The 13764-nt window shown below is 60.4% G+C and carries 12 protein-coding genes; 3 read left to right on the top strand and 9 right to left on the bottom strand.

From position 1 onward, the window contains the following. Nucleotides 1-107 precede the first annotated feature (107 nt). The 8 genes from U9R80_RS09590 to U9R80_RS09625 form a co-directional block, all read right to left on the bottom strand. Nucleotides 108-842 carry a secretin N-terminal domain-containing protein gene (locus U9R80_RS09590; RefSeq protein ID WP_301841522.1) on the bottom strand — a complete coding sequence of 245 codons (735 nt, stop codon included), beginning with the start codon at nt 840-842 and terminating at the stop codon, nt 108-110. 124 nt (nt 843-966) lie between these two features. Beyond that, nucleotides 967-1401: a GNAT family N-acetyltransferase gene (locus U9R80_RS09595; RefSeq protein ID WP_028944242.1), complete on the bottom strand. Its 435-nt coding sequence runs from the start codon at nt 1399-1401 to the stop codon at nt 967-969. Further along, nucleotides 1394-2560 (bottom strand): ribosomal protein uL16 3-hydroxylase, encoded by a 1167-nt coding sequence (locus U9R80_RS09600; protein WP_301841520.1) that lies wholly within the window; start codon nt 2558-2560, stop codon nt 1394-1396. The genes U9R80_RS09595 and U9R80_RS09600 overlap by 8 nt, the downstream gene beginning before the upstream one ends. A gap of 82 nt (nt 2561-2642) precedes the next feature. Then, the gene (purB, locus tag U9R80_RS09605) at nt 2643-4013 is read right to left on the bottom strand and encodes an adenylosuccinate lyase (protein ID WP_301841519.1); all 1371 of its coding nucleotides are present in this window, start codon (nt 4011-4013) and stop codon (nt 2643-2645) included. A 155-nt stretch (nt 4014-4168) separates the two neighbouring features. Then, complete coding sequence (gene hflD, locus U9R80_RS09610) at nt 4169-4789, bottom strand: high frequency lysogenization protein HflD (RefSeq protein WP_301841518.1); 621 nt, start codon at nt 4787-4789, stop codon at nt 4169-4171. Beyond that, nucleotides 4789-5910, bottom strand: a complete 1122-nt coding sequence (gene mnmA / locus U9R80_RS09615) for a tRNA 2-thiouridine(34) synthase MnmA (RefSeq protein WP_301841517.1) — start codon at nt 5908-5910, stop codon at nt 4789-4791. The genes hflD and mnmA overlap by 1 nt, the downstream gene beginning before the upstream one ends. Nucleotides 5911-5980: 70 nt before the next feature. Next, nucleotides 5981-6361 (bottom strand): NUDIX hydrolase, encoded by a 381-nt coding sequence (locus U9R80_RS09620; protein WP_324805210.1) that lies wholly within the window; start codon nt 6359-6361, stop codon nt 5981-5983. A gap of 203 nt (nt 6362-6564) precedes the next feature. Further along, entirely contained in the window at nt 6565-8790 is a 2226-nt protein-coding gene (locus U9R80_RS09625) for an NADP-dependent isocitrate dehydrogenase (protein ID WP_301841515.1), read from the bottom strand. A gap of 415 nt (nt 8791-9205) precedes the next feature. Here U9R80_RS09625 and icd point away from each other — a divergent pair, with 415 nt between their 5' ends. After that, a complete protein-coding gene (gene icd / locus U9R80_RS09630; RefSeq protein WP_028944249.1) occupies nt 9206-10462 on the top strand; it encodes an NADP-dependent isocitrate dehydrogenase in 1257 nt (418 codons plus the stop codon). A 67-nt stretch (nt 10463-10529) separates the two neighbouring features. Here the strand turns inward: icd and cspD are convergent, their stop codons facing one another. After that, a complete protein-coding gene (gene cspD, locus U9R80_RS09635) occupies nt 10530-10793 on the bottom strand; it encodes a cold shock domain-containing protein CspD (protein WP_301841512.1) in 264 nt (87 codons plus the stop codon). A gap of 227 nt (nt 10794-11020) precedes the next feature. Between cspD and clpS the strand changes: the two genes are divergently transcribed. Next, nucleotides 11021-11383, top strand: coding sequence for an ATP-dependent Clp protease adapter ClpS (clpS, locus tag U9R80_RS09640; protein ID WP_301841510.1), 363 nt, complete (start codon nt 11021-11023; stop codon nt 11381-11383). Between the two features lie 30 nt (nt 11384-11413). After that, complete coding sequence (gene clpA, locus U9R80_RS09645) at nt 11414-13684, top strand: ATP-dependent Clp protease ATP-binding subunit ClpA (protein ID WP_301841509.1); 2271 nt, start codon at nt 11414-11416, stop codon at nt 13682-13684. Nucleotides 13685-13764: the final 80 nt, after the last annotated feature.

A 13764-nucleotide genomic window follows, 5' to 3' on the forward strand; every position in this document is an offset into this window, starting at 1 on the left:
GTCGTCAAATGTTTTGTAGTGCTTTTTTATCACCACTACATCTTTCGTCTGATTCGACTCATCAGTCAGTTTCGAGGTCTTTGGTCGAGGCCTTGATTTACCTGGCTTCAGTCCATTGCGTCGACTTTTACCCGCAAAGTCATGTTTTCACCGCGCTGGGTACTGTAACTGAGGGTTGAAGCGCCGCGATCGGCCTGGCTCTGCTGATTGACACCTGCCAAGGTGATCCACTCACCCAGCTTGCCGGTGACGGTTGTGTCGGTACTTTGTACTTTCACTACATCGGGACGTTCCAGGCTCATCCGGTCATTGTTGGTGCTGATGCTCAAGTGAACGGTCTCTCCGGTGACGCTGGCGGTGACGTAGAAGCCCTGGGTGACGTTGCGGTACTGGGTATCGCTTTGAATACGTCCGTAGCCATCCGTGCTGGTGCTGGTGATCGGAATGCTCTGCCCGACCTGGATCAAGGCAGGGCTGCCCTCACTGGCCTGTACCTGCTGCATGCCGCCTTCGCGGTTGGCGGTGCCATAGTGGATGATGCGAGCGTTGCCGCGGTTGTCCTGGAAGTTGCTGTCGTTGTTGTCGACGCTGATCAGCAGGCGGCGTGGGGCGGTATCCAGTTGCACGAGCAGGGTGCGCAGATCGTCGATCTGTTCGGGGCTGGCGTTGACGATCAGTTTGTTTTCAAAGGCGCTGACCGTACCGCTTTTACCGAGGAAGGATTGCGCGGCGGGGAGCAGTTCGGCGCTGGTGCGATGGTTCAGCGGCAGGACTTCGGTGGCGGCCAGCGTACTGAGGCTGAACGTCAGAAGCACAGAGGCAAGAAGAGGGCGTAGCGGCATGTCCATTATCTCCGCAGGTGGAGTGGACATGATGGCAAATTTGCTGTGGTTTTGCTGATCTGATCGCGGGGCAAGCCCACTCCCACAGGCATTGTGGGAGCGGGCTTGCCCCGCGATTGTGCGCTTATACCAGCTCGCGCGACTCGCGAACCATGTCCACGTGCGGAATGCCTGCTTCGAGGAACTCCTCGCTGACCACCTTGAACCCGAGGCGCTCATAGAACGGCGTGGCATGTACCTGGGCGCTGAGCATCTGCTGCTTGAGGTCGCGGTTCTGGGCTTCGACGATCACTGCTTGCATCAGTGCGTCGCCAACCTTCAGGCCGCGCCAGTCCTTGAGGACCGATACCCGGCCGATCTGACCGTCGGCCAGCAGGCGGGCGGTGCCGATGGGGTAGTCGCCTTCAAGGGCCAGGAAGTGCACGGCGGTGTTGTCGTCGGCATCCCATTCCAGCTCAGGGGGTACGCATTGTTCGGCAATGAACACGGCTTCACGAATGCGGCGGATATCAGCGTTGTCTTTGTGCCAATCGGCGAGGCGAACCCGAATCTTATTCATTGGCAAATCCCAGGCTTCCTTGTTTGACCAGTTCGCAGATCAAGGTAATGCCTTGATCGTTTTCAAGCCACTGCTCAAGGTTTTCGATGTGCAACGCATCGGCGGCGCAGATCAGCTTGAGCAGTTCGCGCAGGTCGCCCGGCAGCAGGCGGCTCTGGCCGCTTGCGAACAGTAGCAGATTGTCATCAACTTCCGACCAGGCCAAGCGTGCGCTCGGGTTGCGGATCAGGATTGCGCCCTCGGCCAGGCTCTCGATCAAGTCGACTTCATCCAGCGGTTCGCCACTGACCAGTTCCGGGTAGCGCGGCTCTGTCATGAACTGGCCGAACCAGGTCAGCAGCAGGCGCTCATCACCCATGTGCTCGGTCAGCAGCTTCTTCAGGCGATCGAGCGTGTCGTGCTGGATCTGGTGCGGGTCGCTGACCGGCTGGGCGTCGGCGTCGGTGTAGCGCTCTTCATCCGGCAGGAACTGGCTGAGGAAGTCGGTGAAGTGGGTCAGCACTTCAGCGGCGCCCGGGGCGCGGAAGCCTACCGAGTAGGTCAGGCAGTCGTCTTCGGCAACGCCGAAGTGGGCCAGGCGTGGCGGCAGGTAGAGCATGTCGCCGGGTTCCAGGGTCCACTCGTCGCTCTGCTCGAATTCAGCCAGGATGCGCAGATCGGCGTGCTCCAGCAGTGGGCTGTCGCTGTCGCACATCTGGCCGATTTTCCAGTTGCGCTTGCCTTGGCCCTGCAGCAGGAACACGTCGTAGTTGTCGAAGTGCGGACCCACGCTGCCACCTGGGGCGGCGAAGCTGATCATCACGTCGTCGATACGCCAGCTCGGCAGGAAGCGGAAGTGCTCCAGCAGTTCGTGGACCTCGGGTACGAACTGGTCGACGGCCTGCACCAGCAGGGTCCAGTCGCGCTCGGGCAAGGTGCTGAAGGTGTCTTCCTCGAACGGGCCGCGACGCAGCTCCCAAGGACGCTCGCCGTGTTCAATGACCAGGCGCGATTCGACTTCTTCTTCCAGGGCCAGGCCGGCCAGTTCGTCGGCGTCGATCGGGCTTTCAAAGTCCGGGAAGGCCTGGCGCACCAGCAGAGGTTTCTTCTGCCAGTAGTCGCGCATGAATTCACGGGCTGTGAGGCCGCCCAACAGCTGCAGTGGAGTATCAGGATTCATGTGTAACCTATTGAAAAAAAGTAATTTTCTTTCGGTAATAAAAACGCCCGGCTGAGCCGGGCGTTTACGCGCAGGGCGTAGATCAGATGCGTTTGGCTTGAGCCACAGCGTTACCGATGTAGGAGGCTGGGGTCAGCTTCTTGAGCTCTTCACGGGCTTCGACAGGCATGTCCAGGCCATCGATGAAGGTCAGCAACGCTTCAGGGCTGATGCCTTTGCCACGGGTCAGCTCCTTGAGCTTCTCGTAGGGGTTCTCGATGTCGTAGCGGCGCATGACCGTCTGGATCGGCTCGGCCAGGACTTCCCAGCAGGCGTCCAGGTCTTCGGCGATACGCTGGGTGTTGATTTCCAGCTTGCTGATGCCCTTGAGGCTGGCCTCGTAGGCGATCACGCTGTGGGCGAAACCGACGCCCAGGTTGCGCAGCACGGTGGAGTCGGTCAGGTCACGCTGCCAGCGCGAGATCGGCAGCTTGCTGGCCAGGTGCTGGAACAGCGCGTTGGCGATACCCAGGTTGCCTTCGGAGTTCTCGAAGTCGATCGGGTTGACCTTGTGCGGCATGGTCGAAGAACCGATTTCGCCGGCGATGGTGCGCTGCTTGAAGTAGCCCAGGGAGATGTAGCCCCAGATATCGCGGTCGAAGTCGATCAGGATGGTGTTGAAGCGGGCGATCGCGTCGAACAGCTCGGCGATGTAGTCGTGGGGCTCGATCTGGGTGGTGTAGGGGTTGAACACCAGGCCCAGCTCGTCTTCGATGAAGGCGCGGGCGTTGGCTTCCCAGTCGATCTGCGGGTAGGCCGAGAGGTGGGCGTTGTAGTTGCCCACGGCGCCGTTGATCTTGCCCAGCAGTGGTACAGCGGCAACTTGTGCGATCTGGCGCTCGAGGCGGTAGACGACGTTGGCCAGCTCTTTGCCCAGGGTGGTTGGCGACGCCGGTTGGCCGTGGGTGCGCGACAGCATCGGCACGTCGGCGAAGCGGTGGGCCAGCTCACGGATCGACTGGGCGATCTGGCGCATCAGCGGCAGCAGCACGTCGTCACGGCCCGCGCGCAGCATCAGGGCGTGGGACAGGTTGTTGATGTCTTCACTGGTGCAGGCGAAGTGGATGAATTCACTTACCTTGGCCAGTTCCGGCAGCTTGGCAGCCTGCTCCTTGAGCAGGTACTCGATGGCCTTGACGTCGTGGTTGGTGGTGCGCTCGATTTCCTTGACGCGCTCGGCGTGCTCGAGGGCGAACTCATCGGCCAGGCCATTGAGCAGGGCATTGGCTTCGGCGGAAAACGCTGGAACTTCAGCGATTTGCGGGTGAGCGGCCAGGCGCTGCAACCAGCGAACCTCGACCAGGGCGCGGAAACGGATCAGGCCGTATTCGCTGAAAATAGGGCGCAGGGCCTGGGTTTTGCCGGCGTAGCGGCCGTCAACAGGGGAAACCGCAGTGAGCGAGGAAAGCTGCATGGGGTGTTCTCGGACAGTCAGGCTTTGAAAAGGGCGCATATCATACATGAAAAACGCGCCCGGGTCGGGTGGCTGACAAATGGTCTGCCGGTAAATCGGGTGGATATGTGCTGGCTTTATCGCGGGTCAAGCCCGCTCCTACAGCCGCGTTGCGGTTAGCCGCGCAACATCGGATACAGTTCTTTGAGCAGTTTGCGCCGGCTGATCACCAACTGCCAGCGGTGTCCACCCAGCTGGCGCCACAGGCGTGCGGCGCGAATGCCTGCCAGGAGCAGGGCACGAATCTTCGAGGCATTGCTCGGCTGTTGCAGGTGGCGCATGTCGCCGTGCACCTGGATGCGCTGGCGCAGGGTGCTCAGGGTGTCCTGGTACAGGGCGCCGCTGGAGGCAATGACGTTCTCGTGCACCAGGCCGAAATGCTCGGCCTGGGACTGGATCTGCGGCAGGCGGTTGCCAATGACGTCGAGCATGTCGCCACGCTTGGCCAGCTGGCGTTCAAGGCCCAGCATCGACAGTGCGTAACGCAGTGGCTCGCGCTGCAGGCTGCCCGGGTCGCGCTCAAGGGCGCTGGCCAGGGCGCGGTAGCCGTCGCGCAGGTTCAGGTCGTCGCCGCCGAACACTTCCAGGGTGTTTTGTGGGTCGCGTACCAGCAGGCTGCCGAGCATGCAGCCCAGGTTGGCTTCGCTGGCCTGCCCGGTGCGGGCGATGCGGTCGACCAGCACGGCGGCCTGGAACACCCCGCCCAGGGCGATCAATTGCTCTTGAGTCGAGCTCATCAGTGGGCGCTCCACGGCTCTGCCGTTTCGATCACGCCACCGCCCAGGCAGATTTCGCCATCGTAGAAGACCACCGACTGGCCGGGGGTAACCGCGCGCTGGGGTTCGTCGAAGACGGCGCGGTAGCCGCTTTCGGTGAGTTCCAGGGTGCAGTCCTGATCGCTCTGGCGGTAGCGGACCTTGGCGGTCAGGCGGCGCGGGCTGGACAGGTCGATCGGGTTGACCCAGAAAATTTCCGAGGCAAGCAGGGCGCGGGAAAACAGCCATGGGTGTTCGTTGCCCTGGCCGACCACCAGCACATTGCGGCTGAGGTCTTTCTCCAGCACGTACCACGGCTCGTCGCCGGCGTCTTTCAGGCCGCCGATACCCAGGCCCTGGCGCTGGCCGATGGTGTGGTACATCAGGCCATGATGGCGGCCGATCACTTCACCGTCGGTGGTCTGGATCTCGCCCGGCTGTGCCGGTAGGTACTGCTTGAGGAAGTCGCTGAAGCGACGCTCGCCGATAAAGCAGATGCCGGTGGAGTCTTTTTTCTTGGCCGTGGCCAGGCCGTGTTTTTCGGCGATGGCGCGAACTTCAGGCTTTTCCAGCTCGCCCACCGGGAACAGGGTGCGGGCAATCTGCTCGCCGCCCACGGCGTGCAGGAAGTAGCTCTGGTCTTTGTTCGGGTCCAGGCCCTTGAGCAGCTCGGTGCGCCCGTCAGTATCGCGGCGGCGCACGTAGTGGCCGGTAGCAATCAGGTCGGCGCCCAGCATCAGAGCGTAATCGAGGAAGGCCTTGAACTTGATTTCACGGTTGCACAGGATGTCCGGATTCGGCGTGCGCCCGGCCTTGTATTCGGCCAGGAAGTGCTCGAACACGTTGTCCCAGTACTCGGCGGCAAAGTTGGCGGTGTGCAGCTTGATGCCGATGCGATCGCACACAGCCTGGGCGTCGGCCAGGTCTTCGCGGGCGGTGCAGTATTCGGTGCCGTCATCCTCTTCCCAGTTCTTCATGAACAGGCCTTCCACCTGGTAGCCCTGCTCCATCAGCAGGAGGGCGGAGACGGAAGAGTCCACGCCGCCGGACATGCCGACGATAACGCGCGTCTTTTCGGGTTCGTAAAGGGCTGGACTGGTCATAGGTACCGGCTGTGTATCTGGAAAAAGACGACGATTCTATCAAACTGCGGCCTACAAGGCATCGTCACCGTCAGTCGCGTATCAGTGTCAGGCTGTGCAGTGGCCCTGTCAGGTAGTCATCGATGCAGCGCGGCACCAGCTCGCTGCGCCAGCGTTCGGGGTCTGCCAGCAGTTCGTCGCGGGTCAGCCATACGGCGCGGACGATATCGCTGTCCAGGGCGCGCTGGGGGTGATGCCGGAGGGGGCGGGCGGCGAAGCAGACGCGTTGGTAGGTCACGCCATTGCTGGGGGCGGTGTAGAGGTAGATGCCGACGATACCGGTCGGTTCGACGTCCCAGGCGGTTTCTTCGAGGGTTTCGCGGATGGCGGCCTCGATCAGGCTCTCGTTGGCTTCGAGGTGGCCGGCAGGCTGGTTGAAGACATGTTTGCCGGCCTTGAACTCCTCGACCATGAGGAAGCGGCCCTGGTCTTCGACGATGGTGGCGACGGTGATATGGGGGCGCACGGTCGATTCTCTCCCTTGGTTGTAAGCTTCAAGCTGCAAGCCACAAGTTAAAGCCCGCTTGTTCTTGTGGCTTGCAGCTTGAAGCTTGGAGCTAAAGAAAACCCCGGTGCGTGGCCGGGGTTTCTTTTTACTGCTTCAAGCTGCTTCTCTTACAGTGCGGCAATCGCGCTGTTGAGGGTCTGGCTTGGGCGCATCACTTTGGCGGTCAGCTCGGCATCCGGGTAGTAGTAACCACCGATTTCAGCCGGCTTGCCCTGAACGGCGTTGAGCTCGGCGACGATGGTCGCTTCGTTCTCGGCCAGGGCTTTTGCCAGTGGGGCGAAACGCGCTTGCAGGGCGGTGTCGTCGCTCTGTGCAGCCAGTGCCTGGGCCCAGTACAGGGTCAGGTAGAAGTGGCTGCCGCGGTTGTCGATGCCGCCAACCTTGCGCGCAGGGGACTTGTTGGTGTCCAGGAACTGGCCGGTGGCCTGGTCCAGGGTCGCCGCCAGTACCTTGGCTTTCGGGTTGTCGTAGGCGCTGCCCAGGTGCTCCAGGGAAGCAGCCAGAGCCAGGAACTCGCCCAGCGAATCCCAGCGCAGGAAGTTTTCTTCAACCAGTTGCTGTACGTGCTTGGGTGCAGAGCCGCCAGCGCCGGTCTCGAACAGGCCGCCGTTGTTCATCAGCGGCACGATCGACAGCATCTTGGCGCTGGTGCCCAGTTCCATGATCGGGAACAGGTCGGTCAGGTAGTCGCGCAGCACGTTACCGGTGACGGAGATGGTGTCCTGGCCTGCGCGGATGCGCTGCAGGGAAACCTTCATCGCCTCCACTGGCGCCAGGACGCGGATGTCCAGGCCGGTGGTGTCGTGATCCTTGAGGTACTTCTGGACCTTCTCGATCAGCACGCCGTCGTGGGCGCGCAGCGGGTCGAGCCAGAACAGCGCCGGGGTGTTGCTTGCGCGGGCGCGGTTGACGGCCAGCTTGACCCAGTCCTGGATCGGCGCGTCTTTGGTCTGGCACATGCGGAAGATGTCGCCCGCTTCGACGTCCTGGGCCAGCAGCAGGTTGCCCTTGCCGTCAACCACGCGGATTACGCCCTCGGCCTTGACCTGGAAGGTCTTGTCGTGGGAACCGTACTCTTCGGCTTTCTGCGCCATCAGGCCAACGTTCGGAACGCTGCCCATGGTGGTCGGATCGAAGGCGCCGTGTTGCTTGCAGTCTTCGATGACGGCCTGGTAGATGGTTGCGTAGCAACGATCCGGGATCACGGCCTTGGTGTCTTGCAGTTGGCCTTCGGTGTTCCACATCTTGCCCGAGTCACGGATCATCGCCGGCATCGAAGCGTCGACGATAACGTCGCTCGGTACGTGCAGGTTGGTGATGCCTTTGTCGGAGTTGACCATGGCCAGTGCCGGACGCACGTCGTAGACGGCTTTGATGTCGGCTTCGATCTGCGCTTGCTGTTCAGCTGGCAGGGCCTTGATACGGGCGTACAGGTCGCCGATACCGTTGTTCAGGTTGAAACCGATCTCGGCCAGTACATCGGCGTGCTTGTTCAGCGCGTCCTGATAGTACTCGGCAACGATCTGGCCGAACATGATCGGGTCGGAGACCTTCATCATGGTGGCTTTGAGGTGTACCGACAGCAGTACGCCCTTGGCCTTGGCATCTTCGATTTCGGCGGCGATGAATTTACGCAGCGCCTTGGTGCTCATCACGGCGCAGTCGATGATTTCACCGGCCTTGACGGCGGTTTTTTCTTTCAGAACGGTGGTGTTGCCGTTCTTGTCCAGCAATTCGATGCGCAGGCTGTCATCAGCTTCGATCAGTGCGGCTTTCTCGCTGCCGTAGAAGTCGCCCTGGCTCATGTGGGCCACGTGGGACTTGGAGTCGGCAGCCCAAGTGCCCATTTTGTGCGGGTGCTTGCGAGCGTAGTTCTTGACCGACAGCGGCGCGCGGCGGTCGGAGTTGCCTTCACGCAGGACCGGGTTCACGGCGCTGCCCTTGATGCGGTCGTAGCGAGCCTTGGCTTCTTTCTCGGCATCGGTGCTGGCGGCTTCAGGGTAGTCGGGAACGTTGAAGCCCTTGGCTTGCAGTTCCTTGATCGCGGCCTTGAGCTGCGGTACCGAGGCGCTGATGTTCGGTAGCTTGATGATGTTGGCTTCTGGCGTGGTTGCCAGTTGGCCCAGTTCTGCCAGGTGGTCGGCCACTTGCTTGTCGGCGCCGAGCTGTTCAGGGAAGGCAGAAAGGATGCGGCCGGCCAGAGAGATGTCCCGGGTTTCTACGGCGATGTCGGCGCAAGCGGTGAAGGCTTCGACGATGGGGAGCAGTGAATAGGTGGCGAGGGCGGGGGCTTCGTCGGTGAAGGTGTAGATGATCTTGGATCGGGTGGGCATATTCGGGTTAACTCTCTGTTTTGCTGAGCGTGCGCAGAATCTCGAGGTGCGCAGGGTAGGCGCTTCACTCAGACACATCTATGAGCAGAAGGTCGAGGGTTCTGTGCGGTGATGGTGGATTGCATCAGTCGAGTGTCAAACGGCTGAACTGCGGTAACAGCCCAGTCTTGCAGGGGCCTGCGGGTCTCGTTCCAGACGGTGCGCCCCCAGTGACCCTTTGGTCACCGGCGGAGTATACCAAACCCTTGGTCTTAATCATCAAGATCAACGCGACCGAGCGGCTTTTTTAGACCAAAGATGTAGGTCGGTGCGCCCCATTTCGGGGCATTCGCCCGCATGGTTCCCGTTGCCGTGCAACTGGGTTACGCTCTGGGGATCCAGATGACGTACCACACCAAAAAAAACGGAGTGCAGCATGGGATACCAGAAAATCAAGGTTCCGGCAGTCGGCGACAAAATCACCGTCAACGCAGACCATTCTCTTAATGTTCCTGATAATCCGATCATCCCGTTCATCGAAGGCGACGGCATTGGCGTCGACGTCAGTCCCGTCATGATCAAAGTGGTTGATGCTGCTGTAGAGAAAGCCTATGGGGGCAAGCGCAAGATTTCCTGGATGGAAGTCTATGCCGGCGAGAAAGCCACCCAGGTATACGACCAGGACACCTGGCTGCCCCAGGAAACCCTGGATGCCGTGAAAGATTACGTCGTCTCCATCAAGGGTCCGCTGACCACCCCGGTCGGTGGTGGTATCCGCTCGCTGAACGTTGCCCTGCGCCAGCAGCTGGACCTGTACGTGTGCCTGCGCCCGGTGGTTTGGTTCGATGGTGTGCCAAGTCCGGTGAAAAAGCCTGGCGACGTCGACATGGTGATCTTCCGTGAGAACTCCGAAGACATCTATGCCGGTATCGAGTGGAAGGCCGGCTCGCCCGAGGCGCAGAAGGTCATCAAGTTCCTTAAAGAGGAAATGGGCGTTACCAAGATCCGTTTTGATCAAGACTGCGGTATCGGCATCAAGCCGGTGTCCAAGGAAGGCACCCAGCGCCTGGTGCGCAAGGCCCTGCAGTACGTGGTGGACAACGACCGCAAGTCGCTGACCATCGTGCACAAGGGCAATATCATGAAATTCACCGAGGGTGCCTTCAAGGACTGGGGCTACGAAGTGGCCAAGAACGAATTCGGTGCCGAGCTGCTCGATGGCGGCCCGTGGATGAAGTTCAAGAACCCGAAAACCGGCCGTGAAGTCATCGTCAAGGATGCCATCGCCGACGCCATGCTCCAGCAGATCCTGCTGCGCCCGGCCGAGTACGATGTGATCGCCACCCTCAACCTCAACGGCGACTACCTCTCCGACGCCCTCGCGGCAGAAGTGGGGGGTATCGGTATCGCGCCAGGTGCCAACCTGTCCGATACCGTGGCCATGTTCGAAGCCACTCACGGTACTGCGCCGAAATACGCCGGCAAAGACCAGGTCAATCCGGGGTCGGTGATTCTCTCGGCCGAGATGATGCTGCGTCACCTGGGCTGGACCGAAGCCGCCGACCTGATCATCAAGGGCACCAATGGGGCTATCAAGGCCAAGACCGTGACCTATGACTTCGAGCGCCTGATGGATGGCGCCACGCTGGTCAGCAGCTCCGGTTTTGGTGAGGCGCTTATCAAGCACATGTAATAAAAAGCAGGCAAACAAAAGCCGACCCGCTCGCAGGAACGGGTCGGCTTTTTATTGCGTTCAGCGATCAGGCGCCAATGGTGCTGTCTACTGTGGCGGTGGCGGCTGGCGCGGCGTCGACTTTTCTATTGGCATCCTGGATTTCGATGGCGTGCAGTCCTTTGGGTCCTTGGATAATTTCAAACGTGACGGCCTGGCCGGCTTTCAACGTTTTGTAGCCATCCATTTTGATGGCGGAATAGTGAGCGAAAAGGTCGTCGCTTTTCCCTTCTTCGTTGATGAATCCGTAGCCCTTGGCATTGTTGAACCACTTGACTTTACCGCTTGCCATCCTCATATCCCTCTGCAAAGGACTCCATCACTGGAGTATCATCCACTCCATCCGCATATGAACCTGCGAAAATTCTGGTTGACTGCGCGGATCTTTATCGACCACGGTGGGTTCTTATTGGTTGTAACACCGTTTTGCCGATAGTCAAGGTCGGACGACAGTCGTTCAAACGTCGGCTTTGCGGTCAACCCACAACCTTAACCTGTCGAAATGATGAATTTCTTTCCATGCATGTACATAGCCAGATTCGACTAACATTCAATCAGGATCGCCCGCAATCGCATGAGGACAATGGCTCCGGCCTGGCCGTTCAGGAAGCCAAGCCAGCGCTGCAGGCGCCACCCATGTACAAGGTGGTTTTGTTCAACGATGACTACACACCGATGGATTTCGTCGTCGAAGTGCTCGAGGTGTTTTTTAACCTGAATCGCGAGCTGGCGACCAAGGTCATGCTGGCCGTCCACACAGAAGGACGGGCAGTGTGCGGATTGTTTACCCGCGACATCGCCGAGACCAAGGCCATGCAGGTCAACCAATACGCCAGGGAAAGCCAGCATCCGCTACTCTGTGAAATCGAGAAGGACGGTTAATCGCCGACCACTTGGGTATGAGGTGAAGCTATGTTAAACCGCGAGCTCGAAGTCACCCTCAATCTGGCCTTCAAGGAGGCACGATCGAAGCGTCATGAATTCATGACCGTCGAACACCTGCTGCTGGCATTGCTGGATAATGAGGCCGCTGCCACCGTTTTGCGTGCCTGCGGCGCGAACCTCGACAAACTCAAACACGACCTGCAGGAGTTCATTGACTCCACCACGCCGTTGATCCCCGTACATGACGAGGATCGCGAGACCCAGCCAACCCTGGGCTTCCAGCGTGTATTGCAGCGCGCAGTCTTCCACGTCCAGAGCTCGGGCAAGCGTGAAGTCACCGGTGCCAATGTGCTGGTGGCGATTTTCAGCGAACAGGAAAGCCAGGCGGTGTTTCTGCTCAAGCAGCAGAGCGTCGCTCGAATCGATGTGGTCAATTACATTGCCCATGGCATCTCCAAGGTGCCGGGTCATGGTGAGCACTCCGAAGGCGAGCAGGACATGCAGGATGAGGACGGTGGCGAAACATCGTCGTCGGGCAATCCCCTGGATGCCTATGCCAGCAACCTCAACGAACAAGCCCGTCAAGGCCGCATCGATCCGCTGGTCGGTCGCGAGCTGGAAGTCGAGCGCGTAGCGCAGATCCTTGCGCGTCGGCGCAAGAACAACCCGCTGCTGGTCGGTGAGGCCGGTGTCGGCAAGACCGCCATCGCCGAAGGCCTGGCCAAACGTATCGTCGACGGTCAGGTGCCAGATCTGCTGGCACAGAGCGTGGTGTATTCCCTTGACCTGGGCGCGCTGCTGGCCGGTACCAAATACCGCGGCGACTTCGAGAAGCGCTTCAAGGCGCTGCTCGGTGAGCTGCGCAAGCGCCCTCAGGCGATCCTGTTCATCGACGAGATTCACACCATCATCGGTGCCGGTGCGGCATCTGGCGGTGTGATGGACGCCTCCAACCTGCTCAAGCCATTGCTGTCCTCGGGTGATATCCGCTGCATCGGTTCGACCACCTTCCAGGAATTCCGTGGCATCTTCGAGAAGGACCGGGCCCTGGCGCGGCGTTTCCAGAAGGTCGATGTCAGTGAGCCATCGGTGGAAGACACCGTAGGTATCCTGCGCGGCCTCAAGGGGCGCTTCGAGACCCACCACAATATCGAGTACAGCGACGAGGCCCTGCGCGCAGCCGCCGAGCTTGCGGCGCGCTACATCAGCGATCGGCACATGCCGGACAAGGCCATTGATGTGATCGACGAAGCCGGTGCCTACCAGCGCCTGCAGCCGGTCGAGATGCGCGTCAAGCGTATTGATGTGCCGCAAGTTGAAGATATCGTCGCGAAAATTGCCCGAATCCCGCCAAAACACGTCACCAGTTCCGACAAGGAGCTGCTGCGTAACCTGGAGCGCGACCTGAAACTGACCGTGTTTGGTCAGGATGCGGCGATCGACTCGCTGGCGACTGCCATCAAGTTGTCTCGTGCTGGTCTCAAGTCGCCTGACAAGCCTGTCGGTTCGTTCCTGTTCGCCGGCCCTACCGGTGTCGGTAAGACCGAGGCGGCACGTCAGTTGGCCAAGGCGCTGGGGGTCGAGTTGGTGCGCTTCGACATGTCTGAGTACATGGAGCGTCATACCGTGTCGCGCTTGATTGGTGCCCCTCCAGGCTATGTCGGGTTCGACCAGGGTGGCTTGCTCACTGAGGCGATCACCAAGCAGCCGCACTGTGTGCTGTTGCTCGATGAGATCGAGAAGGCCCACCCTGAAGTCTTCAACCTGCTGCTGCAGGTGATGGACCACGGCACACTGACTGATAACAACGGGCGCAAGGCGGATTTCCGCAACGTGATCGTGATCATGACCACCAACGCCGGTGCTGAAACCGCGGCGCGAGCCTCCATTGGCTTCACGCAGCAGGATCACTCCTCGGATGCGATGGAAGTGATCAAGAAGAGCTTCACGCCAGAGTTCCGCAACCGTCTGGACACCATCATCCAGTTTGGTCGCCTCAGTCACGAGACGATCAAGAGCGTGGTGGACAAGTTCCTCATCGAGCTGCAGGCGCAACTGGAAGACAAGCGCGTTCTGCTGGAAGTAAGCGATGCGGCACGCAGCTGGCTGGCCGCTGGCGGTTATGACGCACAGATGGGGGCGCGGCCGATGGCGCGGCTGATCCAGGACAAGATCAAGCGGCCGCTGGCCGAGGAAATCCTGTTCGGTGAGCTGGCTGAGCATGGCGGCGTGGTACACGTCGACATTCGCGATGGCGAACTGGTGTTCGACTTCGAGACCACGGCTGAGATGGCGTAGCGGTTGACTGATCGCGGGGCAAGCCCGCTCCTACAGAATTTGTAGGGGCGGGCTTGCCCCGCGGTGCTTTCAAGGCAAAC

Origin of the sequence: Pseudomonas sp. JQ170C, assembly GCF_035581345.1 — a bacterium.
Taxonomy (GTDB): domain Bacteria; phylum Pseudomonadota; class Gammaproteobacteria; order Pseudomonadales; family Pseudomonadaceae; genus Aquipseudomonas.

Bases quoted from the DNA above. Each gene is read 5' to 3' on its own strand.
- U9R80_RS09590 (WP_301841522.1), bottom strand. From the start codon at position 842: ATGCCGCTACGCCCTCTTCTTGCCTCTGTGCTTCTGACGTTCAGCCTC.
- U9R80_RS09595 (WP_028944242.1), bottom strand. From the start codon at position 1,401: ATGAATAAGATTCGGGTTCGCCTCGCCGATTGGCACAAAGACAACGCT.
- U9R80_RS09600 (WP_301841520.1), bottom strand. From the start codon at position 2,560: ATGAATCCTGATACTCCACTGCAGCTGTTGGGCGGCCTCACAGCCCGT.
- purB (WP_301841519.1), bottom strand. From the start codon at position 4,013: ATGCAGCTTTCCTCGCTCACTGCGGTTTCCCCTGTTGACGGCCGCTAC.
- hflD (WP_301841518.1), bottom strand. From the start codon at position 4,789: ATGAGCTCGACTCAAGAGCAATTGATCGCCCTGGGCGGGGTGTTCCAG.
- mnmA (WP_301841517.1), bottom strand. From the start codon at position 5,910: ATGACCAGTCCAGCCCTTTACGAACCCGAAAAGACGCGCGTTATCGTC.
- U9R80_RS09620 (WP_324805210.1), bottom strand. From the start codon at position 6,361: ATGGTCGAGGAGTTCAAGGCCGGCAAACATGTCTTCAACCAGCCTGCC.
- U9R80_RS09625 (WP_301841515.1), bottom strand. From the start codon at position 8,790: ATGCCCACCCGATCCAAGATCATCTACACCTTCACCGACGAAGCCCCC.
- icd (WP_028944249.1), top strand. From the start codon at position 9,206: ATGGGATACCAGAAAATCAAGGTTCCGGCAGTCGGCGACAAAATCACC.
- cspD (WP_301841512.1), bottom strand. From the start codon at position 10,793: ATGGCAAGCGGTAAAGTCAAGTGGTTCAACAATGCCAAGGGCTACGGA.
- clpS (WP_301841510.1), top strand. From the start codon at position 11,021: ATGCATGTACATAGCCAGATTCGACTAACATTCAATCAGGATCGCCCG.
- clpA (WP_301841509.1), top strand. From the start codon at position 11,414: ATGTTAAACCGCGAGCTCGAAGTCACCCTCAATCTGGCCTTCAAGGAG.